Raw genomic sequence first — 24,819 nt, forward strand, 5'->3', positions numbered from 1 at the left:
TCCTTGAGCCGCCGCACGTCCGTCGCGACGGCGAAGACGTCGTCCACCCGGCTGGCCGGGGCGCGTTTGGCCAGTGCCTGGGGGAGCAGCGCCGCCATCGCCACGGCGAGCGCCACGGGGAGTATCCACGGCGCCGCCCTCGGGAAGCGAGGCGCCGCCGCCCGTACCGCCGTGCCCAGCGCCGTCCCGATCAGCAGCGCCAGACCCAGCAGGCTGAACAGGACGTACCGGTCCAGGAACAGCGGTTGGACCAGGGAGACGCCGATCAGGAGGAGCTGCGGCACCGCGAGCAGCGGCAGCCCCACGGCCGCCACGGACGGCCGCCCGGCCCGGGGCCGGTCCAGCAGCGCCCCGAGGCCGCCGATCGTCAGCAGGACCGCCGGGCCGATCATCATGTGCCAGGTCAGCGGCGGTATCCAGGAGACCTGCCCGGACTGGGGCCGGGTGAACAGGATCAGGGGCAGCGCGCCCGCCACGGCCGCCGCCGAGGCCGCCGTCCAGCGGATCCACACCTCGCGCCGGGCCCGCGTCCGAACCAGGGTCACCGCGTGCGCGGGCAGGATCATCAGCGCCAGCCAGTTCAGCAGCGCGCACAGCAGGACCGCGCCGGCGTAGGCCGCCCACCGCGCCGTTCCGCCCCGGCCCTCGAGCACGGTCACCAGCAGCAGCGTCGAGACCGCGGCCCCGGCCGTGACCAGTGCGTACGGGCGTCCCTCCTGGAGGTAGAACTGCACCGCCGGGAGCAGGCCGAGCGACAGCCCCGCCCCCAGGCCCGCCCAGGTCCCGGCCAGTCGCCGGCCGATGACCGTCACGCAGGCCGCCGCCACCGCCATGGCCAGCACGGAGGGCAGCCGCAGCGTCGTCGTGCCGGGCCCGAAGCACTCGAAGAGTCCGTGCATCAGCAGGTAGTAGAGCCCGTGCACGGCGTCGACCTGCCCCAGCATGTGCCAGATCTCGGAAGTGGGCCGCCGGGCCACCTGCCAGGTCGCCGCCTCGTCCCGCCACAGGCTGTGCTGCCGGGACAGTCCCCACATGCCCAGGGCCAGGGTCCACAGCGGGGGGATCAGCCAGACGGGCGGGGGACGGCGGCCGGCGGTTATGTGGGGAGTCATGAAGGTGGTCGGGCCCTCGGGGTGTCGGTGCGAACTGAAGTCAGCGGTTCGTCGACATGACTGAGGACCCCCGCGAGCCGGCCGTCGGTCCGCACGGGAATTCCCCGGGAATGCGAATTCCGGACCGACCGGCAAAGCAGGGGCATTGCCTGCGCCGCCCCGTAAGCCGAAGACAGTACATGTACACGAAAAGGACCGCTACACCCCGGGGGTCATGGCCGAAAACCGTCCATGAATTTGGCGACATCCGGAGCAACCGCACAACGGATTTCACCATCCACTCGCACGCTCCACCCCTCCTCCCGACCCACATGTCACCCCCGAGAAGGGAACGGGAATTTACCGTTCCGCTCGATGCCCATCGCGACCGAATTACCGCCGTGATCCTGATCACCTCGATATTCGGTTGCCCCTGACTACATTTTCCGTTCAGGATCTATCTCTGTTCCGACCAGAACAGAATGACGAGGAGTCAGTCTTGAGCATGCGAAACGGGGTAAAGGCTGCGCTGGCGGCCACCGCCATCATCGTGGCCGCGGCCACGCCTGCCCTGGCCACCACTGTCGACGTGGGTGGCGGCAAGTGGAGCTACGACCACGGCGCCAACACGGCGTGGTCGAACTACAAGCACCCGAACAACCAGCACTCGTCCTCGGTGAAGGTGGGCGGCACGGTCTTCGGCAGCGGCTGCACCGCGAAGGGCAAGTGGTCCCTCGCCTCGGCGGGCCTGAACGGCTCGGTGTCGTACCACTACAACCCGAACTGCTGAGTTTCCCGGTCGAAACTCGACGAGTCTAGGTATCCGCGAGTGGCGCCGCTCCCGGTTGCCTGACCGAGTTCTGCCGGCTGTGGAGGCGAGGATCGCTCGCCTCCACAGCCTTTCTTCGCGGACCTTGAATTTCCGGACGGGTGCTCCCGGGCGCCCTCGACCTAGGTATCCCATGCTGCATCGAGGTATACGATTCGTCCACGCCGCCGTCCTCGCCTTCTCCGCAGTGCTGTCCTTTCTGTTCCTGCGCGGCCTGGACGAGAGCGGGATCCTGGGAAACTCGGCCCTGGTCGACGTGATGGATTCCGACGATTCCGTCAGCGATGCTCAGGTCGTCCGGAAAATCACGTCCTTCTCCGCCGAGCACGGGGTCGGAGTGGCCCGTGAGGTGGCCGACCTGAAGAATCCCGACGGGATCAGGCACCTCTACCTGGCTCCGGGCGGCCACCGTTCCCCGACCGCGGACTGGCTGGACGACGGCTATCCGGCGTTCAGCCGGAAATACGAGACGCGCGTGCACCCGATCTCCGAGCTCGGGCAGCGGGACCCTCGCGGCTCCTACTACGTGTTCGGATCGGCCGCGGCGGCCGACGACCTGAAGACCGAGCTCGACGGCCTCGGCATGACCGTGGCCGTCACCCACCCCTTGTCGTACACCGAACTGGCCGCCCGGTACACGGACGATCCCCTGTACTGGGCCTTCTGCACGGTCGCCCTCGCGGCGCTGACGATGACCGGCGCGAGCGTGCTGCTCAGCGCGAAGTCGTACGGGGTCCTGCGGATGCAGGGCATGTCCTTCGCCGGCATCCTCCTTCGCGACCTGCGGCAGCTGGCGGTGTTCTGGCTGATCGCGGCCGCCACCGTCACGGTCTCGGCGCTCGCCTTCCTCGGCCTCTACAACGGCCTCGCCCGGCCGGTGCTGTTCGCTTCACTGACCGCGGGCATCGCGGCCCTGCTCACCGCCCTGGTGCTGGCCACTCACGCGGCCGCGCTGGCCCTGACCTACAAGGTCGACGTCCTGCGCGCCCTCAAGGGCGAACTGCCTTCGCGGGCGGCGGCCGTCAGCGTCTACCTCGTACGCGTTCCCGCGCTGCTGCTCGCTCTCGGCATCGCCACGGACGTCACGCTCGCGAGCCAGGACGTACTGACCCGCCAGGAGAACCGGGACGTCTACCGCACCGTGGGTGACGCGGTCTCGCTCCGCCTCAACGGCGCCTACTCCATGCACATGGACCAGCTGAACGACCACGTCGGCCCGTGGCTGCGCCAGGCCGACGGACGGGGTGAGGTCATCGTCGCCGGGCGCAGGGACCTCCAGGTCTCCGCGCCGGACGCACGGCTGCCGGCCGGCGAGATCCTCATCGTCAACGACACGTACCTCGGCGAGCAGCCGGTCCTCGACCCGGCGGGACGGCGTTACGCCTCCGAGGCCGGGAGCGGCGAGGCGCCGGATTCCCGCCCGGTACGGGTCATCGTTCCGGATTCCCTTTCCTCGCACACGCGGGCGATCACCAAGGCGGCCTCCGAGATCATCGATCCGGATCTCAGCCGGCACGTCCCGATCGAAACGCTCAGCAGCAGGACCGGACAGCGCCTCTTCGGTTACAACACCGGCAGGTACGTCTACAACTCCGCACACGGCGCGGAGGAGGACAGGTCCCTGGTGCGCGACCCGGTCGTCATCGCCGTCCCCAACGGTTCGCATTTCCTCACGGACGACGCCTACACCTCCTTCGCCACTCAGACGGGAGTGGTCTTCCCCGACCCCGATGACGTACTGAACGCCATCCGGACGAAAAATGTCCGGAACTACGTGAACTCGATGAGTCCGGTCGGACAGGAAACCGCTCTGGCACTGCGGAGTTCCGTCACCGAACTCCGGCTTCAGATATTCAATCTCGCCGTCGCCGTGATGGTCCTCCTCGTCGCCGGGGTCGGCGTCTGCCTCATCTACTCGCGAAAGAACGCGCAGAGCATATTCGTACGGCACATCGGCGGCTGGAGATACATCGCCAACCACCGCTTCGTCCTCGCCGTCGAGGTGGCCATCGCGCTCGTCTTCGCCACACGGGTTCCTCTCCAGGCCTGGCAGCAGAACCGGGAACTGGAGAAGCTCGCCGCGGCCGGCGCGCCCGCCCCTTTCGAGCCGGTCCACATCAGCGCGCTGGACCTCGCCCTCATCACCGGTCTTGTCGTCTTCGAACTGGGGGCCGTGCTGATCGCCCTTGCTTTCTTCCACCGCCGCATCGTGAAGGAAGGGGCGACGGAGTCATGAGCCCCGCCCGTGCGGAAAATCCCCCATTCAGCCGGAGTATGTCGTGATCGATATCGAGAATCTTTCCAAGGCCTTCGGCGCCCGGACCTTGTGGCGCGACGTCAACCTCACCGTCGGCCGGGGTGAGATGCTCGCCCTCACCGGCCCGAGCGGATCGGGGAAGTCGACCCTCCTGAACTGTCTCGGGCTGCTCGACAAACCGAGTACGGGGTCGATCCGGTACGAGGGGAAGGACATCACCCGATTCGGCCGGGGCGACGTCCGCCGGTTCCGCCGCGACACCCTCGGCTATCTGTTCCAGCACTATGCGCTGATCGAGAACGCGACGGTCGCCGAGAACCTGGAAGTGGTGGCCGGGCCACGGCGGTCGGCGCGGAGCGGGAGCAAGGGAACGGACGGGAAGAGGGGCGGCACGGCCGTCGCCGAAGCCCTCGGCCGTGTCGGTCTGGCGGGGCGGGAGAAGGAGCGGATCCACCACCTCAGCGGCGGCGAACAGCAGCGTGTGGCCCTGGCCCGTCTCATGGTCCAGCGGCCGGCCCTGGTGCTCGCGGACGAGCCGACCGGTGCGCTCGACGACGACAACAGCACGGTCGTCATCGACATCCTCCGCGAGATGAGCGATGCCGGATGCGCCGTGGTCATCGCCACCCACGACGCCGGTGTCCGTGACCGGTGCGACGCCGTGTTCGCCGTGCACGAGTCCTCCCTCGTCCGCTCCCCGGCGACGGCCGGCGCCACGGGGTGACCCCGACCCCGCCCGGGGCTTCCTCACCGGGACCGGGGAGACGGCGCGCAGGCGTTCGCGAGCGGGCTCGTCCCGGTCTCGCCGACGGGCCTTCTCCTGTTCGGCGCGGGTGGGGCGCCAGGTGGCGGCGCGGTTGCCGCGGACGGCTCGGCGCGGTTGCCGCGGGCGGCTCGGCGCGGGCCGTATTCCTTGGCCCCGAGGGCCTGTCCGCAAGTGGCAGACTGCTTCCATGACGACGCACAAGAACCTGCTCGGCGGCCCGGACCCGACGTACCTCCCGGAGAACGAGGAGGCCTACCGCCTGCTGGGCGAGGAATCCCGGCCCCCGGTCGAGGTCGCGGCGAAGCACCCCACGTTCTCGCTCGCCTGGGCGATGCTCGCCGACGACGCCTTCGAGGCGGGGCGGGTCGTCGAGTCGTACGCCTACGCCCGCACCGGCTATCACCGCGGTCTGGACTCCCTGCGCCGGGCCGGATGGAAGGGACACGGCCCCATCCCCTGGGAGCACCGGGCCAACCGCGGGTTCCTGCGCTGCCTCGCCGCCCTCGCCCGGGCCGCGGGCGAGATCGACGAGAAGGACGAGACGGAGCGTTGCTGGCAGTTCCTCAAGGACAGCAGCGCCGAGGCGTACACCGAGCTGAAGCGGTAGGCGACGGCCACCGCGGCTGAGCGTCCGTGCCGCCGTCGCTCGGGCAGCGACGGCGGCACAGCGCGTCCGGGCCGCGGTGGTGGCCGGTACGGGCGTGGGCGCACGGCTCGACGACGCCGTGCCGTACCCGAGTCGACGACGCCGTGCCGCACCGGAGGGGTTCGCACGGCCGGGGAGCCGGGAGACGGGGCGGGAGCGGCCCCGAGGAGGTTCCCGTGAACCGTCACGGGCCCCGGTCCGCCGCGTCGTCCGTTTGTCCGTGATCGGTAACGGTTGCCCGCGGCGCCGGGGGAACGATCCGTTCCGCGGTCAGACTGCGACCGGTAACCGCTGAACGTGTTCACGCCAACCGGGGGAGTCGCCGTGCGTACACCGACCGCTGTCCGGATCCGCAGGAGCGGCGCGCCGAGCGTCCTGACCGCCGCCCTGCTGCTCGCCACGGCCGCCTGCGGACCGGAGGACGACACCGGCGCGGGCGCCACCGGGACCTCCTCCCCGCCGGCCTCCGCCCCCGCCTCGGCGGCCCCCTCCTCGACCGCGGGCGGCGAACCGACGGCCTCCGCGTCGAAGGGCTCCGCGGCCTCGCCCACGGCCTCCGCCGACGGCCCCGCCTGCAAGGGCTGGTCCGGCATCGACCTCGCCCTGCTGCCCGGCACGCGCACCACGAAGGGCCGCGCCTACCTCAAGGTCCAGGAGGGCACCTGGACCTGCCCCCGGCCGGACGCCCCCGAGTGGCACGCGATCGGCCCGCGGCACGAGATCCGCCTCTCGGAGACGGCGGAGGTCCTGGTGAACGAGCCGTTCTACGCCACGAACGTGAACAAGCGGATCGACGTCCGGACGTTCGTCGGCAAGGCCGACGCCGCGGCCACCGCGAACCGGATGTACTTCTCCTACCGGATCGACGCCGCCGGCACGGTCACGAAGCTGGACCAGCGCTGGAAGGCCTAGGACCCGGAGGGCCGGAGGACCCCGGGGTGCCCTCCGGGCCCCCGGTCCCGAGGATGCCCCGGGAGCGCTCCGGTTCCAGCGGGGGCGCCGTCAGCGAGCCGTGCCTGCGGCACTCGGGGCGCAGGCAGCCGGGCGGCGGACGGCGGACGGTCGTGAAGGCCAGCACCGCGCCGACCACCAGCACACCCGCGCACAGCGGCATCGCCCGGCGGAAGGCCGCGTCGAAGGCCTCCGCCGAACGGTAGGCCTCCGGTCCCATCCCGGTGAGCAACGGCAGCGCGGCCACGGCGAGGAGCCCGGCCGCGCGGGCCGCCGCGTTGTTGATCCCGCTGGCCAGACCCGCCCGTCCGACGTCCACCGAGGCCAGGACGGTCGCGGTCAGCGGCGCGACCAGCGTGACCATGCCCAGACCCATCACCAGCAGCGCGGGCAGCACGTCGGTCACGTACGACGCGTCCTGGCCGACCCGCAGCATCAGCAGCATGCCCGCCGCGCACAGCAGCGGCCCGACCGTCAGCGGGATGCGCGGGCCGATGCGCCGGGAGAGCTCTCCGGAGCGGGCGGAGAAGAGCAGCATCAAAGCGGTGGTCGGCAGGAGCGCCGTGCCGGCCTGGAGCGCCGAGTAGCCCGCCACGACCTGGAGCTGGAGCGCGGTCAGGAAGAAGAAGCCGCCGAAGGCCGCGTAGACGCACAGGGTCACCAGGTTGACGGCCGTGAACTGGCGCGAGGCGAAGATGTCCAGGGGCATCATCGGATCGGGCCGCCGCCGCTCGACGTACACGAAGGCCACCCCCGCCGCCACGCCCGCGACCGCCGCCACCGGCACGAGCACGGAACCGCTCCTCGCCTCGATCAGGGCGTACGTCACCAGGGCGAGCGAGAGCGCGCCGAGGACGGCGCCGAGGACGTCGAAGCCGCGGTGGGTCCGCCCTCCGCCGCTCCCGGCTCCGCCCGGCCCGGGGACGTCCCCGGTGGACTCCGGGACATGGCGCAGGGCGACCGGGGCGCACACCAGCGCGACGGGGATGTTCAGCAGGAACACCCAGCGCCAGCCCGGCCCGTCCACCAGCCAGCCGCCCAGGAACGGCCCGACGGCGGCCCCGACCCCGCCGAAGCCCGACCACAGGCCGATGGCGCGGGACCGGTCGTCCGGATGGAAGGAGGCCTGGATGATCGCCAGCGAACCGGGGGTCAGCAGCGCCCCGCCGACGCCCTGGAGGACACGGGCCGCGATGAGCACGTCCACGTCCGGCGCGAGCCCGCACAGCAGCGAGGCCGCGGCGAACCACACCACGCCGAGGACGAAGATCCTCCGGCGTCCGAAACGGTCCCCGAGGGAGCCGCCCAGCAGGATCAGCCCGGCCAGCGACAGCATGTAGCCGTTCACGGTCCACTGGAGGGCGGCGAGGCTCGCGTCCAGGTCACGGCCGATGGCGGGCAGGGCGACGTTGACGACGGTCGAGTCCAGCAGGGCCATGCTGGAGCCGAGGACGGTGGTCAGCAGGATCCACTTGCCGGCCGGCGAGGCGATCCGTACCGCTGATCCGCCCTCCGACGCGTCCCGCGCGGGCACAGCCATACCTCGGAGCATACGGAAGAGCCCGGCACCGTGGCGGGTGCCGGGCTCCTCCGGAACGCACGAGCACCGTCCGGCCGCGCGGGCCGGACGGTTCCGGGACTACTTGAGGCGCGTGCCCGTGGAGCGCAGGGCGGCGCAGGCCTCGGTCACACGCTGGGCCATGCCGGCCTCGGCGAGCTTGCCCCAGGTGCGCGGGTCGTACTTCGACTTGGTGCCGACCTCGCCGTCGACCTTCAGGACACCGTCGTAGTTGCGGAACATGTGGTCCACGACCGGACGGGTGAAGGCGTACTGGGTGTCGGTGTCGAGGTTCATCTTCACGACGCCGTTCTCCAGCGCGGTGGCGATCTCCTCGGCGGTGGAGCCGGAGCCGCCGTGGAAGACGAAGTCGAACGGGCTCGCCTTGCCGTACTTGGCGGCGACACCCTCCTGGAGGTCCTTGAGGAGCTCGGGGCGCAGGACGACGTTGCCCGGCTTGTACACGCCGTGCACGTTGCCGAACGACGCGGCGAGCAGGTAGCGGCCCTTGTCGCCCAGGCCCAGGGCCTCGGCGGTGCGCAGCGCGTCCTCGACGGTCGTGTACAGCTCGTCGTTGATCTCGTGGCTGACGCCGTCCTCCTCGCCACCGGTCGGGGTGATCTCGACCTCGAGGATGATCTTCGCGGCGACGGCCTTGGCGAGCAGCTCCTGGCCGATGGCCAGGTTGTCGGCGAGGGTCTCGGCGGAGCCGTCCCACATGTGGGACTGGAACAGCGGGTTCTCGCCCTTGGCGACGCGCTCGGCGGAGATGTCGAGCAGCGGACGTACGTAGCCGTCCAGCTTGTCCTTGGGGCAGTGGTCCGTGTGCAGCGCGACCGTGATGTCGTACTTCGCGGCGACGATGTGCGCGAACTCGGCGAGGGCGACGGCGCCCGTGACCATGTCCTTGTTGTGCTGACCGCCCAGGAACTCCGCGCCACCGGTGGAGATCTGGATGATGCCGTCGCTCTCCGCCTCCGCGAAGCCGCGCAGCGCAGCGTGCAGGGTCTGGGACGAGGTCACGTTGATGGCCGGGTAGGCGAACTTGCCTGCCTTCGCCCGGTCGAGCATCTCGTTGTAGACCTCGGGGGTTGCGATGGGCATCTGTCCGCTCCTTGTATGTGCGGGTCTGCGTACTGCTGCTGCGGTACGACGGGACTGGTGCTTATGGCCCTGACCTAGGGGGGCGACGTCATCGTCGGCCCCATCTTTCCAGACGTCGCCGGATACGGCGGACACCCTGTCCGGCATGCGGGACCGGGCTTTTCACCCGGTCCCGCGGGGGCGTCGTCAGTCGAGCCCCAACTCGCCCTTGGAGTAGGCGAAGAGGTACGGAACACCGGCACCGGCCTCGATCTTCTCGGCGGCACCGGTGGCGCGGTCGACGATCGTGGCGACGCCGACGACCTCGGCCCCGGCCTCCCGGACGGCCTGGACGGCCTCGAGCGGGGAGCCGCCCGTGGTCGAGGTGTCCTCGACGACGAGGACGCGCCGGCCCTTGATCTCAGGTCCCTCGACCCGGCGCTGCAGGCCGTGCGCCTTGGCGGCCTTGCGGACGACGAAGGCGTCCAGCCTGCGCCCGTTCGCGGCGGCCGCGTGCAGCATCGCCCCGGCGACCGGGTCGGCGCCCATCGTCAGTCCGCCGACCGCGTCGAACTCCAGGTCGGCGGTGAGGTCGAGGAGGACCTGTCCGACGAGGGGGGCGGCCTCGCCGTCCAGTGTGATCCGGCGCAGGTCCACGTAGTAATCGGCCTCAAGACCCGAGGAGAGGGTCACCTTGCCGTGCACCACGGCCTTGTCCTTGATCTGCTGCAGCAGCGCGCCACGTACGTCACTCATGGAGGCCAGCTTAGAGGCGCCGCCAGCTCCAGGTCGTGGTGGCTTCGAGGGGCTCGATGGGGGTGACCAGCCGGGGGTGGGTGTTGAGCCCGTTCGGCGGACCCGTCTGCGGCTCCACGCACACGGCCGCCTCCTGCTCGTCGTAGACGACGACCCACTGCTCGCGGCTGGCGACCTTCAGCTCCAGCCGGCCCGGCCAGGTGAGCGTGACGTCGACGCCCTCCGGCATGCCGAAGCAGTCGTCCCAGGGGCCGGGCCCCGGATCGAGGCGGCGGCCGGTGGGCAGGTGGTCCTCGCCCCGCTCCTCCTGCCAGGCGGGCCGGAAGTCGACGCGGACGTCCTCGCCGCCGTCCCCCAGGTTCCTGTTGAACCAGGGGTGCCAGCCGATCTGGGCCGGGAACGACTCCCCGTACGTCTCCACCGACATGGTGACCGTCAGGCCGTCCCCGGTGAGGGCGAAGGCCTGGGTGACACGGGCGGGGTGCGGCCACGGCTCGACCAGGTCGTACGTGATCACGGCCTCGTCCGCGGTGGCGCGGGCCGTCCTCCAGGCGCCGTCGCGGGCGGTGCCGTGGATGGCGTGCGGCGGGGAGTTGAGCGGCATCTGCCGGACGGCGGCGCCGTCGAGGAACCTGCCGTCGCGGATCCGCCCGCACCACGGGACCATCGGGAAGCACCCGAACTTCGCGCCCTGCCGCAGCAGTTCGACGCCACCGACCCGCAGACCGCTGATCCGTCCGCCGTTGCCCGGCGACACGGTCGCCTCCGCGTCGCCCGCGGTCAGCGTGATGTCTTCGTTACTCACGGAGCCGACCCTACTGGGACGGGGACGCCCCGTGGCCTCCCGCCCTCAACGGCGCTTGCGCAGCGCCCGGGTCAGGGCGATCGCCGAGGCCAGTGCCAGGGCCGCCGCGGGAGCCGCCCAGCGGAGGGTGGCGCGTGCGGCGGTGGCCTCCGGGGGCGGTACGGGGGCGTAGCGGCCGCGCGGAGGGGCGTGGTCGACCTCCTCCGCGCTGCGTCCGATCATCGTCCGCCGCGCGTGCGCCGCCTCGGCCATCGCGTCCGCCCTCCCGGCCTCCTCCACGAAGTCCTCCCCGTCGAACTCCTCGTCGTCGGCCGACGGGCCGAACGAGGGGGCGGACACGTCCTCCTCGACACCGGGGTCCGCTTCGGTGTCGGGTTCCTCGTCGATCCCGGAGTCCGCCTCGATCTCGGGGCCGGGTTCGAGGTCGGGTTCGAGGTCGAGTTCGGGCTCGAGCTCGGGGCCGAGGTCGGGTCCCCCGCCCGGCCGGACTTCGGCCCGGGCCCCGGGTCCGGTCCCGTCCGCCTGCCCGGTCCCGTCAACCTGCCCGGTCCCGTCAGCCTGCCCCGTCCCGGCCTCCGGACCGGAGCCGGGGTCCGTCGCGGGTTCGGCACCGGGGTCCGTCGCGGGTTCGGCACCGGGGTCCGTCGCGGGTTCGGCACCGGGCCGGGAACCGGCGCCGGGCGCGGGTCCCGGCCCTGCCCCGAGGTCCGCGGCCAGGGTCTCGCCGAACCGGGTCAGCAGGCGCCGGCCCGTCGAGGACACCGCGTCGTGCGGGAGTTCCGCCACCCGGCCGTCGCCGGAGGCCGTGCCGCCGAACGCGAGGGTGGTGCCGTCGTCGGCGGGGAGGAGCCGCAGGGTCAGCGCCAGTTTCACGGCGCCCCCGCCGCGCGCCTCCGTGGCGTCGCCCTCGACGGCGTACGAGCCGTCGTCCTGGGCGATGACGCGGAACCCGCCGCGATAGGTGATCGTGTGACCGGCGAGGCGGACCTTCAGCCGCCCGGCGACCCGCGCGGACCCCGTGTCCCTCCCGCGCCCGGCCCGGGAGGACGTGCCCGCGGTGTCCCGCCCGGTCCCGGGGACGGGCGGCGAGCCTCCGTCCGCGTCCGCCGCGCCGTCGGCGACGGCCGACGCGTCCTGCTGGAGACCGGGGATCGCGCGGGCGACCCGGACGGGATCGGCCAGCGCCTCCCTCAGCCGCCGGGCCGGAACCGGAACGAACACCTCATGCTCCATGTCAGCCGAGCCTACCCAGCACGGCCCGGACCGCACCCGTGTATGACGGGATTCCCGGACCTTCCCCTCAGTCGGTGTAGCGCGGGTGCACCAGCGTGGAAGGGGGGAGCGGACGCGGGAAGCGGACGCGGGAGGCGGCGAGCGCGTCCGCCGTCAGGGCCGCCTGGGTGAGGGTGCGCGGCCGCGGGCGGGAGGCGTCGAGGCGCAGGGGCACGGGGGTGCGGGAGGCGAGGACGAAACCCCAGTCGCCCGCGGACCCCGCCGCGCCCGCCCGCCCCCTGCCCCCGGCGCCACGGCCGCCGGGACGGGCCGCGGGGCCCGGGTCCCGGCCGACGACGCGGTAGGGCCTGGTGGACAGGCCGGCCGCGCGGATCGTCGCGTCGACCGTCCAGAAGGCCCGGCGCCGGTCGGCCAGCGGACCCGCGTGGACCACGAGACGCCCGCCGGGGGCGAGCACGCGGCGGGCGAGGCCGTAGAACTCCTGCGAGTACAGCTTGGTGGCGGCGGTGACGCGGGGGTCGGGCAGGTCCGAGACGACGACGTCGTACGTCGTCCGGGCGCCGCGCAGCCGGCCGAAGACGTCCGCCGTCACCACGTGGACCCGGGGATCGTCGTACACATGGCGGTTGAGGGCGGACAGCGCGGCGTCGTGGCGGGCCAGCCGGACCACGTCCGCGTCGGGTTCGACGATGTCGACGCGGCGCACACCGGGGTGGCGCAGCACCTCGCGGGCGGCGAGGCCGTCACCGCCGCCGAGGACGAGCACGCGCGCGTGCGGACCGCTCATCGCGGGGTGGACGAGCGCCTCGTGGTAGCGGCGCTCGTCGCGGCCGCTGAACCGCAGGCGGCCGTCGAGGAAGAGGCGGAGCGGACGGCCGTGGGTGCCGCCGGTGAGGACGGCCTCCTGGGCACCGGTGCGGAGCACGGCGCGCGCGTCCGCCCCGTACAGGGCGTGCCGCGCGGCCCGTTCGAAGTCGCCGACCAGCACCGCGGCCGAGGCGAGCAGACCGAGCACGACGACGTTGGTGACGACCAGGGTCCAGCGCGCGCGGCGGGTCAGGTCGCCCCGGAACAGGCCGAGCACGAGGGCACCGCCGGCGATCACGTTCACCGTTCCGGTCAGCAGCGCGCCCGTCAACTGGCCGAGCAGGGGCAGCAGCAGGAAGGGGAAGGCGAGGCCGCCGAAGAGGGCGCCCACGTAGTCCGCCGCGAACAGGTCCGCGACCGCGCCGCCGGGGTCCTGGCGGCGGATGCGCTGTATCAGCTCCATGAGCAGCGGGACCTCGGCACCGATGAGGAGGCCGATGGTGAGCGAGAAGACCACCAGCAGGCAGCGGGGCCCTTCCGCCCACGGGCCGCCCCATCCGCCCGTCCAGGCGAACACCGCGTACAGGGCCATCGCGCTGCATCCGCCGACCAGCGCGAGCACCGCCTCGACGGCGCCGAAGCCGGCCGCGGCGCGCGGGCTCAGCCGCTTCGCCGCGAGGGAGCCGACCCCCATGGCGAAGACCATGACGGAGAGCACGACGGACGCCTGGGTGACCGAGTCACCGATCAAGTAAGAGGCGATGGCGACGAGTTCGAGCTCGTACACGAGTCCGCAGGCCGCGCAGACGAACACTCCCGCGAGGACGAGGAACCTGCCGATGCCCGGACGGACGGGCAGCCGCGCCTGGCCCTGGACGCCCCAGGGCGGCGGCGCGCCGGGCGGGGCAGGCGCGTGCGGTTCGATCACGCCGTGAACGCTACGTCACGCCGCCACTACGTCTCGTCACCCACACGTGTGGAAACCGTTGCTCTTCACGGTGTACCGAGTTGACCTGGGCGTCTTCCCGGCGCACAGTGCGCGGACCCCACGCCCGCGGCGGTTCCGCCCGGCTCCGCGCCCCCGCACGTCCGCCCGTCCCCGCGCCCCGCACGTCCGCCCGTCCCCCCGCCCCCGCACGCGCACCCCGCCGCCTCTCCACGACGGGCGCGCCGCGCCGTGCGCCTCCCCCGACGCCGGACGCCCCGACGCGTCCGCTCCCGCGCTCCGCCGTCAGACGCCGGACGCGCTGAGTGCTTCCGTCCGCACCCCGACCCGCGTGCGCGTCGCGACCAACTGGCCGTCCTGCGGGTATGCGTGCCACGTACGCCAGTGGACCTGGCCCTCGTGCCGCTGGGCGAGCATCGCCGTGAACGCGTGCGGGCTGCCGGGAAAGACGCCGGCGAGACCCTGGGGGTGGTCGGAGACGAGGGCCAGCAACTCCTGGGCGCGGCCCGCGAAGGAGCCCGGCGACAGGATCTCGACGCGGGCCGCGAACTCGTACTCCCAGTCGCCGAACCGCTTCGCGACGCCGAGCGGCAGGGGCGTGCTGCTGCCGGCGATGCACGCGACGGTCTCCGAACAACTGCCCCCCTCCTCCTCCAGAAGCACCTGGTGGGACGCGCCGAGCAGTCTCAACTGGAGTTTCGCCCGCGCCAGTTCGAGATCGAGGGTGGCGAGGGCCGGCAGCGGTTCGCGGCCCAGGGCCCAGGCGAGATCGGCCGCGCGCGTGTCTGTGTACGAGGTTTTCAGGGTCGTGAGCATGGGTGGGCTCCGCTAGCACGCAAAGGTGAGGTGGGGTTCCTGCGCACCCGGTCAACACCGGGGGGACGGCCCGGCCGGCCCGGCCGGAAGGGCATCCGGCGGACGCGTCCGACAGGACCGTCCGATGGACTTCCGAGGCCTGTCGGCCCAGGGCTGCTCGGTGATGCACCAGGGCCGCTTTGGTGGTTTAGAGGGAATCATGAACTGTGCTGCCGCCACAGCGTTTTTACCCAACTTCGTGGGGTTTCCATCCCCCCGAGGGCTCCACAGCTCAACTGTTCAACCACGACGTGCGCCCGGCGCACGAACGCGCCCGTCGGGCGGTCGTCGCCCGACGGGCACCTCCGTGCACCGGACGCGTTCTCGGCCAGGAGCTCAGCCGCCCCGTGTCAGCTGCCTCCGCCGCATCCGCCCCCGCCGCACGAGGATCCGCCGCCGCACGACGAGCCGCCGCCGCACGACGAGTGTCCCCCGCAGGACGAGTGCCCTCCGCAGGAGTGACCCCCGTGGTGCCCGTGGTGCCCGCCGGACGAGGCTCCGCCCGCACCACCGGCCCACCAACTGCTGTCACTGCCGCTGCCGCTCCCGGAGGAGCGCCGCCCCTTCCTGCCCCCGCCCGCGCCCTGGAAGGAGCGCCCCTTCTTCCTGCCCTTCCTGATCCCGTCGACGATCCCCGTGATCACAACAAGCACAACGACCGCCAGGATGATGCCGATGAGCATGGCGTCACCCTCCTTCCGTCCTCCCGAAGCGGCCCCCCGTGGGCCGTGCTTCCCGATTCGGGTCCTGCGTGACAGGGGGATGCCCATGCGCCTCGCGGCCCAAAGCAGAGTTGAGGAACTCAAGAGCTTGGGCGCAGGATGGCCGGCATGACCTCCAGCGCGCGCCCCTTCCTGAACCGCCGGCTCGCCGAGTTCGGGACGACGATCTTCGCCGAGATGTCCGCCCTCGCGACGAGCACCGGCTCGATCAACCTCGGACAGGGCTTCCCCGACACCGACGGCCCCGAGGAGATCCGGGAGGCCGCCGTCCGCGCGCTGCGGGACGGCCGCGGCAACCAGTACCCGCCGGGTCCCGGCGTCCCCGAGCTGCGCACCGCGATCGCCTCGCACCAGAAGCGCCACTACGGCCTGTCGTACGACCCCGACACCGAGGTCCTGGTGACGGCGGGCGCCACCGAGGCCATCGCCGCCTCCCTGCTCGCGCTCCTGGAACCCGGCGACGAGGTGATCGCCCTGGAGCCGTACTACGACTCGTACGCGGCCTCGATCGCCATGGCGGGCGGGACGCGCGTACCCGTGACGCTGCGCCCCGACGAGGGCGACGACGGTGACGGCGAGGGCGCCCACCGGCGTTTCCGGCTCGACCTCGACGAGCTGCGCGACGCGGTCACCGAGCGGACCCGGCTGCTGCTGGTCAACACCCCGCACAACCCGACCGGCACCGTCCTCACGCGCGCGGAGCTGACGGAGATCGCACGGATCGCCGTCGAACGGGATCTGCTCGTGGTGACCGACGAGGTCTACGAACACCTCGTCTTCGACGACGCCGAGCACGTACCGCTGGCGAGCTTGCCGGGGATGCGCGAGCGGACGGTCACCATCGGCAGCGCGGGCAAGACGTTCTCGTTCACCGGCTGGAAGGTGGGCTGGGTGACCGCGCCGCCCGCCCTGGTCGGTGCCGTGCGGTCGGCGAAGCAGTTCCTGACGTACGTGGCGTCGGGGCCCTTCCAGTACGCCGTCGCCGAGGCGCTCGCGCTGCCGGACGCCTACTTCGAGGACTTCCGCGCGGACATGCTGCGCAAGCGGGACGTGCTCGCGGCCGGGCTCACGGAGGCGGGCTTCAAGGTCTTCCGGTCCGCGGGCACGTACTTCATCACCACCGACATCCGGCCGCTCGGCGAGAGCGACGGTTTCGCCTTCTGCCGCGCCCTGCCCGAGCGGGCCGGTGTGGTGGCCATCCCGAACGCCGTCTTCTACGACCACCGCGAGCAGGGCGCGCCGTTCGTGCGGTTCGCGTTCTGCAAGAAGGACGAGGTGCTGCACGAGGCCGCCGGGCGGCTGCGCCGGATGTCGGCCTGAACTCCGGCGGGCCCGGGTCCGCCCGGGCCCGCCGGAAGAACGGTTCGCCCGTGTCTCAGTGAAGGGCCCAGGCCCCGGCGGCCAGGACGGCGAGGACGAGCAGCACGGGGCCGAGGGGGAAGCCCCGGCCGCGGACGGAAACGGCTTCGGTGGGCCGCAGTTCCGGGTGGTCGCGGAGCGCGGTGACCTCCTCGGTCATGCGGACGCAGGAGGGGTCGAGGCCGAAGCGCCGTTCCAGCTTCGGCACTCCGAGGCCGGACAGCCGCCAGTGATCGCCGTCCGGCATCCTCACCGTCACGCTCCCCTCCTTGGTGTACCGGACCGACCGCAGGTCGTCCCACGGCAGGTGCCGGACCTTCCACCGCCCGGACAGCCACAGGCCCGAACTGTCGGCGGTGACGCGCCAGTCGAGCAGTTCCGCGGCCGTCCCGAGCCAGGTCAGCACGCAGAGCAGGAAGAAGGCCGCCTTCACGTCGGTCCAGTCCGTCACGAGAGCGCGGGCGTTGAAGGCGGCGCCCCCGATCATGATCAGGGCCAGGGCCGCGCCACCGGCGCGCGCCACGGGGCCGGGACCCCAGCTCAGCGGGCGTCCTGTCGTGACCAGGGTCTCCGGGACCGCGGTGGGGGCGGTGTCGGCCGCGGCGCACTCCTCCGTCTCCGGGGCGGAGCCCGGTCGCCCGCCGGGGCGCGGCAGCCGGACGGGGCCGCTCGTGCGCAGGACGGCCGGCTCGCCGCGGAACGTGGTGACGAGGAGCAGCTCGCCGCCGTCGTGGGGGGAGCCGAACATGACGGCCTCACGCGGCAGCGCGGCGGCCGCCATCAGCTCTTCCAGGCCCTCGCCGTCGGCCGCCGGCTCCCGCTCGTCCCCGCCGGGAGCGTCGGCGGCGAAGCTCGCCGCGAGAACGGGCCGTCGGCAGGCGGTGTCGTCGCCCGCGTGGATCTGGACCAGACCGTCCTCGTCCATGCGCTCCACCACCCGAAGGACCGGCACCGGACCGCGGCGCAGCGCGGCGGCGCGGCGCCGGGCGAGGAGACCGGTGACGAGCAGGGAGAGCCCGGGAAGACCCGCGGCCAGGGCCCCCAGCTGCGGGCCCATGGCGTCGTACGGCTCGGACGCCAGGCGCCGCCACGAACCGTCCTCCAGCACGGTCACCGAGCCGCCGACGCGGTGGACCTCCGGCTGGAGCGAGTCGAGCCTCAGCCTCCGCCCGTCGTCGGTGCGCACCCGGACCGACTCGTCGTCGCGGCCGGTCACCTTCGCCACGGCGGGGACCGCCCGGTCCGCGTGCCGCTGGTCGTCTTGGACGCCCGCGATTCCCTGGACCACGCAGAACGCGGCGACGGCGACCAGCAGCAGGCCCGCCGTGACCGGGATCAGCCCGCGCCGCAGGGGCGTGCCGGGTCCGGGAAGCGGATGCCGTACGCCCGTGGCGCCCTCCGCCAGCTCGCGCTGCCGACGACGGACGACGAGGCGTTCGAGGGCACCGGCCCACCCGAATCCCAGGGCCGCGAGGACGCAGAGGTTCGCGGCCAGGGAGTTCGGCCCCGCGTCCGGAAGTTCCGACAGGGCCACGACGGCCGCCAGGGCGGGGGCGGCGACCAGCGCCGGCTCCGGCAGCCGGGCGAACCAGTACAGCAGCCCCACGGCCAGGCCCACCTCCACCATGCCCGGCCAGTCCGCACCGCACGGCGCGGCATCGGTGCACGGCGGTTCCGGTGCCGCCGCGATCGCCCACACCACGGCGATCAGCAGCGCCGGTACGGACCAGAGGGGACGCGCCCAGAGCGCGCCGCGGACCCGCGACCACCGGGCCGCCTCCTCGGAGGACCAGACGGGGGTGCCCGCGGGAACGGAACCGGACGGTATCGGGGCCGGGATCGGCGCCGGGATCTTCGACACGCCAGGATTATGGGGTACGGTCTCGCGCTCGTCCCTGCCCGGGTACGGCAACGTTCCGGCACCGGAGCTGCCCGAAGAGGGCAGTTCAGGAGCCGTCCGCCGAAGACATCGGCGGCAATTCCGGAGAGCTCCGGAGGAAACGCCGCCGACGGCCCGGGCCCGGTCCGAAGGACACGCCTCCCGCGGCCTCGGAACGGCTCCGGAGGAAGCGGTCCCCGGCGGCCGGCGGAACGCTCCGGAGGAAGCACCGCGACGGCTCGGCCCCGTTCCGGAAGGGGCGTCCCCGCGCCTCGGGAGGCTCCGGAGGAAACGCCCCCTGCGGCGGGGAGGGTTCCGGAGACGGCCTCCCGGAGCTCGTGGGAAGCGGGCCGGAAGCGGGCCGGACGGACCGTTAGCACCGCCCGCACCCCGTGCGCGTGCGGCGCGCCGAAGCCCCCGCGACGGAACCCGCACGGAACCCGCACGGACGAGCAAAGCTCGCGAATACCCCGTCGGGAACGCACAGTTCGGGATGTGACCCACCCGAGTACCCTCACTCGCCCCGCCCTCCCGGACTCCGGAGACCGTGCCGCGCGACCGTCCCGCGCCGCACGCGGCCTGCCGTCCGCCGCGATCACGGCGCTCGGGCTGTTCGCCGTCGCACGCCTGGCCGGTCTCCTCGTGCTCGCCGGGACCGCCCGGGCCACCGGCGGGCACCCGGTCGCCCTGCTCGCGCGGTCCTGGGACTCGACCTGGTACCTGGGCATCGCCGCGCACGGCTACGGCAGGACGCTCCACTTCCACCCCACGGTCGTCCACAGCGACCTCGCGTTCTTCCCGCTCTACCCGGCCCTCGTCCGGGCCGTCACCACGCTGACACCGCTGACCGGCGGCTCGGCGGGCCTGCTGGTCTCCTGGACCGCGGCGGCCGCCGCCGCGTGCGGGGTGTACGCGATCGGGGCCCGTCTGCACGGCCGGGCGGTCGGTACGGCGCTGGTGCTGCTGTGGGGTCTGCTGCCGCACTCGGTGGTGCTGTCGATGGCGTACACCGAGCCCGTGCTGACCGCGTTCGCGGCCTGGTCGCTGTACGCCGTGCTCGACGGGCGCTGGCTGTGGGCCGGCTCGCTGGCCGCGCTCGCGGGGCTGTCCAGGCCGAACGGCTTCGCGGTGGCCGCCGCGGTCCTCGTGGCGGCGGCGCACGAGATCTGGCGGAGCCGCGGGAGAGCCGCCCCCGGGGTGTGGGCGGGCGCCGCGCTCGCGCCGGCCGGCTGGGCCGGCTACGTGCTGTGGGTGGGGCACCGCGAGGGCGCCCTGCTCGGCGGCTACTTCCAGGTGCAGCGGCTGTGGGGCTCGCGCTTCGACCTCGGCGAGGGGTCGCTCCATTTCGTCAAGCACCTGCTGCTGCGCGGGGACCGGTTCGTGTTCCCCATGACGATGGTGATCGTCGCCGCGGCCGTGCTCCTGTACGCGCTGCTGATCGCGGACCGGGCGCCCCTGCCGCTGCTGGTGTACAGCGGCGTCCTGCTGCTGATCGCGCTGGGCGGATCGGGGTTCTTCGAGTCCAAGCCGCGCTTCCTGCTCCCGGCGTTCCCGCTGCTGCTGCCGCTGGCCCGCGCGCTGGTGCGGACGGCGAGAGCCCGGCCCTGGCACGCGACCCTGGTGGTCGGTGCCCTGGCCGGGCTCTCGTTCGTCTACGGCGCGTATCTGGTCGTGATCGCGCACACGCCGCTCTAGGGCGTGCCCGGCGTCGCGGGCAGGCGAGATCTCGCGGGCACGGCCCGGGACCTCTGCCCCAGGGGCCGGTGCGCGCGGAGGGCGCCGCCGGGAGGACGGGCCTACTCTTCCTCGTCGTCCCCGGGCTTGTCCGCCTCGTTGATCTCCTGCTCCAGACCGAGCTGCTCGACGAGCCACTTGTCGAACTCGATGGCGGCGCGCACCCAGCTCACCGTGGAGGACACGAAGTGCTCCAGGCTGACGCCGGTGCCGATCAGCATCTGCGCCTCGCCGATCAGGCGGACGGTGCCGTCGTCGTGGGTGTGGCTGTAGACCTTGGGCCACAGCGTGCGGCGGTTCCAGTCGTCGATCGACTCGAGGAGCGCGGGCTTCTCCTCCAGCTGGTGCGGCCGGTCGTAGAACGTCCGCACCGAGAAGACCTGCTGGTCAGCCTCGCCACGGAACATGAAGTACGTACGGAACTCCTCCCACGGCGCCGCGAGGTCACCCTCGTCGTCGACGACGTACTTCAGCTCCATCTGTTCCAGGAGCTGCTTCACGAGGTCCTGATCCGGGACCACGGGGCCCGCGGGGCCGCCGGGCTGCGGCTCGGGCTGGCCCCCGAAATTCGGAATCGAGGACGGGTCGATGCTCACCGTGTATTTCCCTTCGTACGGATACCGCCATCCTCTCTCATGCGGGGCGGGGGGTGGCAACCTCTGGCGGGGCCTGTCCGCCGGGGGCTGACAAGATCCGGTCATGCGCGGGCATCGGCCCGGCAAAGGGGGAGGGCCCGCGGCGGACGTGCCGCGGGCCCTCCCCCGCCGGGTGCCGGTGCCGGCACCGGCTACAGCGTCTTGCCCGTGGCCGGTCCCACGATCAGGCCGTCGCCGAAGGCGTCCACCCGGACCGTGTCGCCGTCCTTGACCTCTCCCGCCAGGATCTCCTTGGCCAGCCGGTCGCCGATGGCGGTCTGGACGAGGCGCCGCAGCGGGCGCGCTCCGTACGCCGGGTCGTTGCCCTCCTCGGCGAGCCAGGCCAGCGCCGCGTCGGTGACCTCCAGGGTGAGCCGGCGCTGGGCGAGCCGCCGTGCCAGGGAGTCGATCTGGAGCCTGGCGATGCGCTCCAGCTCCTGCCGGTCCAGGGCGGAGAAGACCACGAGGTCGTCCAGCCGGTTCAGGAACTCGGGCTTGAAGGAGGCCCGGACGACGTCCAGGACCTGCCGCCTGCGCTCCTCGTCGGAGGCCGACGGATCGGCGAGGCTCTGCCCGCTCAGGAACTGGCTGCCCAGGTTCGAGGTGAGGATCAGGATGGTGTTGCGGAAGTCGACCGTCCGGCCCTGACCGTCCGTCAGCCGTCCGTCGTCCAGCACCTGGAGCAGGATGTCGAAGACCTCGGGGTGCGCCTTCTCCACCTCGTCGAGCAGGATCACGCTGTACGGACGGCGGCGAACGGCCTCGGTGAGCTGGCCGCCCTCCTCGTAGCCGACGTACCCGGGAGGCGCGCCGACCAGCCGGGCCACGCTGTGCTTCTCGCCGTACTCCGACATGTCGATGCGGACCATCGCCCGCTCGTCGTCGAAGAGGAAGTCGGCCAGGGCCTTGGCGAGTTCGGTCTTGCCGACGCCCGTCGGGCCGAGGAAGAGGAAGGAGCCGGTGGGCCGGTCCGGGTCGGCGATCCCCGCGCGGGTGCGGCGCACCGCGTCGGACACCGCCCCCACGGCCTCGGCCTGGCCGATCAGACGGCGGCCCAGCTCCGCCTCCATGCGCAGCAGCTTCTGCGTCTCGCCCTCCAGGAGGCGGCCGGCGGGGATGCCGGTCCAGGAGCCGACGACGTCCGCGATGTCGTCGGGCCCGACCTCCTCCTTCACCATGGTGTCCTTGGCGACCTCCTCCTCGGCCTGCGAGGCCTCCTCCAAGTCCCGCTCCAGGGTGGGGATCTCGCCGTACAGCAGCTTGGAGGCGGTGTCGAAGTCGCCGTCGCGCTGGGCGCGTTCGGCCTGGCCGCGCAGCTCGTCGAGCTTCTCCTTCAGCTCGCCGACCCGGTTGAGGGACTGCTTCTCCTTCTCCCAGCGGGCGTTGAGGCCGCGCAGCTCCTCCTCCTTGTCGGCGAGGTCGCGGCGCAGCTTGTCCAGGCGCTCCCTGCTGGCGGCGTCCGTCTCCTTGCCGATCGCCAGCTCCTCCATCTTCAGCCGGTCGACGGCCCGCTGGAGCTCGTCGATCTCGACCGGGGAGGAGTCGATCTCCATCCGCAGCCGTGAGGCCGCCTCGTCGACGAGGTCGATGGCCTTGTCGGGGAGGAAGCGGGAGGTGATGTAGCGGTCGGACAGGCTCGCGGCGGCGACCAGCGCCGAGTCGGCGATCTGGACCTTGTGGTGGGCCTCGTAGCGGCCCTTGAGCCCGCGCAGGATGGCGATGGTGTCCTCGACCGTCGGCTCGGCGACCAGCACCTGCTGGAAGCGCCGCTCCAGCGCCGGGTCCTTCTCGATCCGCTCGCGGTACTCGTCGAGGGTGGTGGCGCCGACCATGCGCAGCTCACCGCGGGCGAGCATGGGCTTGAGCATGTTGCCGGCGTCCATGGCGGAGTCGCCGCCCGCGCCGGCGCCCACGACGGTGTGCAGCTCGTCGATGAAGGTGATGATCTGCCCGTCGGAGTCCTTGATCTCCGCGAGCACGGTCTTCAGGCGCTCCTCGAACTCTCCCCGGTACTTCGCGCCGGCGACCATCGCGCCCAGGTCGAGCGAGACGAGCCGCTTGTTCCTGAGGGACTCGGGCACGTCGCCCTTCACGATCCGCTGGGCGAGCCCCTCGACGACGGCGGTCTTGCCGACGCCGGGCTCGCCGATGAGGACGGGGTTGTTCTTCGTGCGGCGGGACAGGACCTGCACGACCCGGCGGATCTCGTGGTCCCGGCCGATGACGGGGTCGAGCCTGCCCTCACGGGCCGCGGCGGTGAAGTCGGTGCCGAACTTCTCGAGCGCCTTGTACTGGCCCTCGGGGTCCGCGGTCGTCACCCGGCGCCCTCCTCTGGTCTTCTGGAACGCGTCGAGCAGCTTCTTCGCGCCGGCGCCCTGCCGGGAGAGCACGTCGGCGACCGCACCGCCCTTCGCGGCGATCCCGATGAGCAGGTGCTCGGTGGAGATGAACTCGTCGCCGAGTTCCTTGGCGCGCTCGGCGGCGTCGGCGATGACGGCGAGCGCCTCACGGTTGGGCTGCGGGGGCGCGACGGTGGAGCCGGTCACGCTGGGCAGGCCGGCGAGCACGCGCTCGACGCCGGCGCGCACGGCGGCCTGATCGGCGTCGACGGCCGCCAGCAGGTCGATGAGGTTCTCGTTGTCCTGCCCCTCGAGCAGAGCGAGCAGCAGGTGAGCGGGGGTGAGGTCCGGGTGCCCCTCCCGCACGGCGCGGTTGCTGGCCGCGTTGATCGCGTCCCGGCTCCTGTTGGTCAGCTCGGCGTCCACGTTCGCGTTCTCCTCCTCCTGGTGTTCCTGACCGTTCCCTGACTCATCCAGCGTACACAAAGTTGAGTCTATTCCGCTCAAGGTTGGAAGAGCCGGAAAACGGTCGGCCGGCAGGCGTAGATTCAGGCCTCATGGCATCCCATCCGGTGGACCCCCGGCGGCCCGACGCCGCCTATCTGAGCTTCTGGCGCGAGCGCCACCTGTGCACGCTGACCACCCTCCGGCCCGACGGCAGCCCGCACGTGGTGCCCGTCGGCGTTACATACGACCCCGAGGCCGGTCTCGCTCGGGTCATCACGAACAAGTCCAGCAGGAAGGTGGCCCACGTGCTGGCGGCCGGGCCGGACGGGGCGCGGGTGGCGGTGTGCCAGGTGGACGGCCGGCGCTGGGCGACGCTGGAGGGACGGGCACGGGTCTCCGCGGACCCGGCGCGCGTCGCGGAGGCGGTACGGCGCTACGCGGAACGCTATGGACGCGTGCCGTCGCCGAACCCGTCCCGGGTGGCGATCGAGATCGAACTCACGGCGGCGTTGGGCCGCGGATGAGACCGCCGACGGGCGCCCCGCGGCCGGTCCCGGCCCCCGCGAGAACGGTCCGGGAGCCGGGGGTCCCCCCGAAAACTGCAGCGGCGTCACCGTGTTCAGGTCACGGTGACGCCGCTGCGGGGGGAAGTACCTGCGCGATCTACTACGACGGGGGAATCGCGTCAGGCACTGCGGGGGGTGGCTTCGACGGCCGGGACGTCGGGGACGTCCGGTCCGGTGAGCTGGTGGTCACGCTGGTCGAGGTTCACGAAGATCATGCCGTACCGGATGGCGCACCGGACGGGCTGCGGCGCCCCCCGAGGCCGCCGCAGACACCGGTAGGCCCGTACGTCCTCGTCGTCGTCGCGGGTGACGACGACGGGCTCCCCGAAGACGGTCACCATCAGCGAGTCGCCGCTGTAGGGGATGGCGGTGACCAGGTCGATGAAGTGCCAGCCGGACCGGTAGGCGGTGGCCATCTCTCGGCGGAAGGAGCGGTCGTCCGGGGGAATAGTCATGTCAAGCCCAGACACTGTCGTCAGTACGGTCAGGAGACACCGGCCAAACACTGTCGCCAGCTACCGCGGTGGCCGCGGCCGCCACCGGCCAGACACTGTC

Annotated in this window: 20 protein-coding genes; 8 read left to right on the forward strand and 12 right to left on the reverse strand. The window is 72.5% G+C overall.

Annotation, left to right across the window (positions count from 1 at the left end; genetic code table 11):
- Positions 1-1,112 (reverse strand): glycosyltransferase family 39 protein (locus CW362_RS15545; RefSeq protein ID WP_103550056.1); only part of this gene is annotated, 1,112 nt, incomplete at its 3' end.
- A 484-nt stretch (positions 1,113-1,596) separates the two neighbouring features.
- Here CW362_RS15545 and CW362_RS15550 point away from each other — a divergent pair.
- The 5 genes from CW362_RS15550 to CW362_RS43060 all read left to right on the forward strand — a co-directional run bounded on the left by CW362_RS15550 (position 1,597) and on the right by CW362_RS43060 (position 6,501).
- The gene (locus CW362_RS15550) at positions 1,597-1,881 is read left to right on the forward strand and encodes a lactococcin 972 family bacteriocin (RefSeq protein WP_103550057.1); all 285 of its coding nucleotides are present in this window, start codon (positions 1,597-1,599) and stop codon (positions 1,879-1,881) included.
- A gap of 172 nt (positions 1,882-2,053) precedes the next feature.
- Entirely contained in the window at positions 2,054-4,156 is a 2,103-nt protein-coding gene (locus tag CW362_RS15555; RefSeq protein WP_103550058.1) for a hypothetical protein, read from the forward strand.
- A gap of 43 nt (positions 4,157-4,199) precedes the next feature.
- Positions 4,200-4,901 carry an ABC transporter ATP-binding protein gene (locus CW362_RS15560; RefSeq protein ID WP_103550059.1) on the forward strand — a complete coding sequence of 234 codons (702 nt, stop codon included), beginning with the start codon at positions 4,200-4,202 and terminating at the stop codon, positions 4,899-4,901.
- A gap of 229 nt (positions 4,902-5,130) precedes the next feature.
- A complete protein-coding gene (locus tag CW362_RS15565; RefSeq protein ID WP_103550060.1) occupies positions 5,131-5,550 on the forward strand; it encodes a DUF3151 domain-containing protein in 420 nt (139 codons plus the stop codon).
- 363 nt (positions 5,551-5,913) lie between these two features.
- Positions 5,914-6,501: a hypothetical protein gene (locus CW362_RS43060; protein ID WP_112477701.1), complete on the forward strand. Its 588-nt coding sequence runs from the start codon at positions 5,914-5,916 to the stop codon at positions 6,499-6,501.
- On the opposite strand, the gene CW362_RS15575 is transcribed toward CW362_RS43060, so the two are convergent.
- The 7 genes from CW362_RS15575 to CW362_RS15605 form a co-directional block, all read right to left on the reverse strand.
- Entirely contained in the window at positions 6,470-8,080 is a 1,611-nt protein-coding gene (locus CW362_RS15575) for an MFS transporter (RefSeq protein WP_103550062.1), read from the reverse strand. The genes CW362_RS43060 and CW362_RS15575 overlap by 32 nt on opposite strands.
- A 99-nt stretch (positions 8,081-8,179) precedes the next feature.
- Complete coding sequence (gene fbaA / locus CW362_RS15580; protein WP_103550063.1) at positions 8,180-9,202, reverse strand: class II fructose-bisphosphate aldolase; 1,023 nt, start codon at positions 9,200-9,202, stop codon at positions 8,180-8,182.
- Positions 9,203-9,388: 186 nt separating this feature from the next.
- Entirely contained in the window at positions 9,389-9,937 is a 549-nt protein-coding gene (gene pyrE / locus CW362_RS15585; RefSeq protein ID WP_103550064.1) for an orotate phosphoribosyltransferase, read from the reverse strand.
- A 10-nt stretch (positions 9,938-9,947) separates the two neighbouring features.
- The gene (locus CW362_RS15590; protein ID WP_103550065.1) at positions 9,948-10,742 is read right to left on the reverse strand and encodes an aldose epimerase family protein; all 795 of its coding nucleotides are present in this window, start codon (positions 10,740-10,742) and stop codon (positions 9,948-9,950) included.
- Between the two features lie 45 nt (positions 10,743-10,787).
- A complete protein-coding gene (locus CW362_RS15595) occupies positions 10,788-11,975 on the reverse strand; it encodes a carbon monoxide dehydrogenase (protein ID WP_240657807.1) in 1,188 nt (395 codons plus the stop codon).
- A gap of 67 nt (positions 11,976-12,042) precedes the next feature.
- Positions 12,043-13,710 carry a polyamine aminopropyltransferase gene (locus tag CW362_RS15600; protein WP_103550067.1) on the reverse strand — a complete coding sequence of 556 codons (1,668 nt, stop codon included), beginning with the start codon at positions 13,708-13,710 and terminating at the stop codon, positions 12,043-12,045.
- A gap of 303 nt (positions 13,711-14,013) precedes the next feature.
- Entirely contained in the window at positions 14,014-14,544 is a 531-nt protein-coding gene (locus tag CW362_RS15605) for a DUF2617 family protein (RefSeq protein WP_103550068.1), read from the reverse strand.
- A gap of 860 nt (positions 14,545-15,404) precedes the next feature.
- On the opposite strand from CW362_RS15605, the gene CW362_RS15615 reads away from it, so the two are divergent.
- Entirely contained in the window at positions 15,405-16,625 is a 1,221-nt protein-coding gene (locus CW362_RS15615) for a pyridoxal phosphate-dependent aminotransferase (RefSeq protein ID WP_103550069.1), read from the forward strand.
- A 55-nt stretch (positions 16,626-16,680) separates the two neighbouring features.
- Here the strand turns inward: CW362_RS15615 and CW362_RS44050 are convergent, their stop codons facing one another.
- On the reverse strand, positions 16,681-18,525 hold the full coding sequence (locus CW362_RS44050; protein WP_206300964.1) for a hypothetical protein: 1,845 nt from the start codon (positions 18,523-18,525) through the stop codon (positions 16,681-16,683).
- Between the two features lie 513 nt (positions 18,526-19,038).
- Here CW362_RS44050 and CW362_RS15625 point away from each other — a divergent pair.
- The gene (locus CW362_RS15625; RefSeq protein WP_240657808.1) at positions 19,039-20,238 is read left to right on the forward strand and encodes a hypothetical protein; all 1,200 of its coding nucleotides are present in this window, start codon (positions 19,039-19,041) and stop codon (positions 20,236-20,238) included.
- A 101-nt stretch (positions 20,239-20,339) separates the two neighbouring features.
- Here the strand turns inward: CW362_RS15625 and CW362_RS15630 are convergent, their stop codons facing one another.
- Both CW362_RS15630 and clpB read right to left on the reverse strand, forming a co-directional pair.
- Positions 20,340-20,873, reverse strand: a complete 534-nt coding sequence (locus tag CW362_RS15630; protein ID WP_037614645.1) for a YbjN domain-containing protein — start codon at positions 20,871-20,873, stop codon at positions 20,340-20,342.
- A 191-nt stretch (positions 20,874-21,064) separates the two neighbouring features.
- Complete coding sequence (gene clpB / locus CW362_RS15635) at positions 21,065-23,677, reverse strand: ATP-dependent chaperone ClpB (RefSeq protein WP_103550070.1); 2,613 nt, start codon at positions 23,675-23,677, stop codon at positions 21,065-21,067.
- A gap of 131 nt (positions 23,678-23,808) precedes the next feature.
- Between clpB and CW362_RS15640 the strand changes: the two genes are divergently transcribed.
- On the forward strand, positions 23,809-24,222 hold the full coding sequence (locus CW362_RS15640; RefSeq protein WP_103550071.1) for a pyridoxamine 5'-phosphate oxidase family protein: 414 nt from the start codon (positions 23,809-23,811) through the stop codon (positions 24,220-24,222).
- A gap of 161 nt (positions 24,223-24,383) precedes the next feature.
- On the opposite strand, the gene CW362_RS15645 is transcribed toward CW362_RS15640, so the two are convergent.
- Positions 24,384-24,719, reverse strand: a complete 336-nt coding sequence (locus CW362_RS15645; RefSeq protein WP_103550072.1) for a Rieske (2Fe-2S) protein — start codon at positions 24,717-24,719, stop codon at positions 24,384-24,386.
- Positions 24,720-24,819: the final 100 nt, after the last annotated feature.

Source organism: Streptomyces populi, from assembly GCF_002911015.1.
GTDB lineage: Bacteria > Actinomycetota > Actinomycetes > Streptomycetales > Streptomycetaceae > Streptomyces > Streptomyces populi.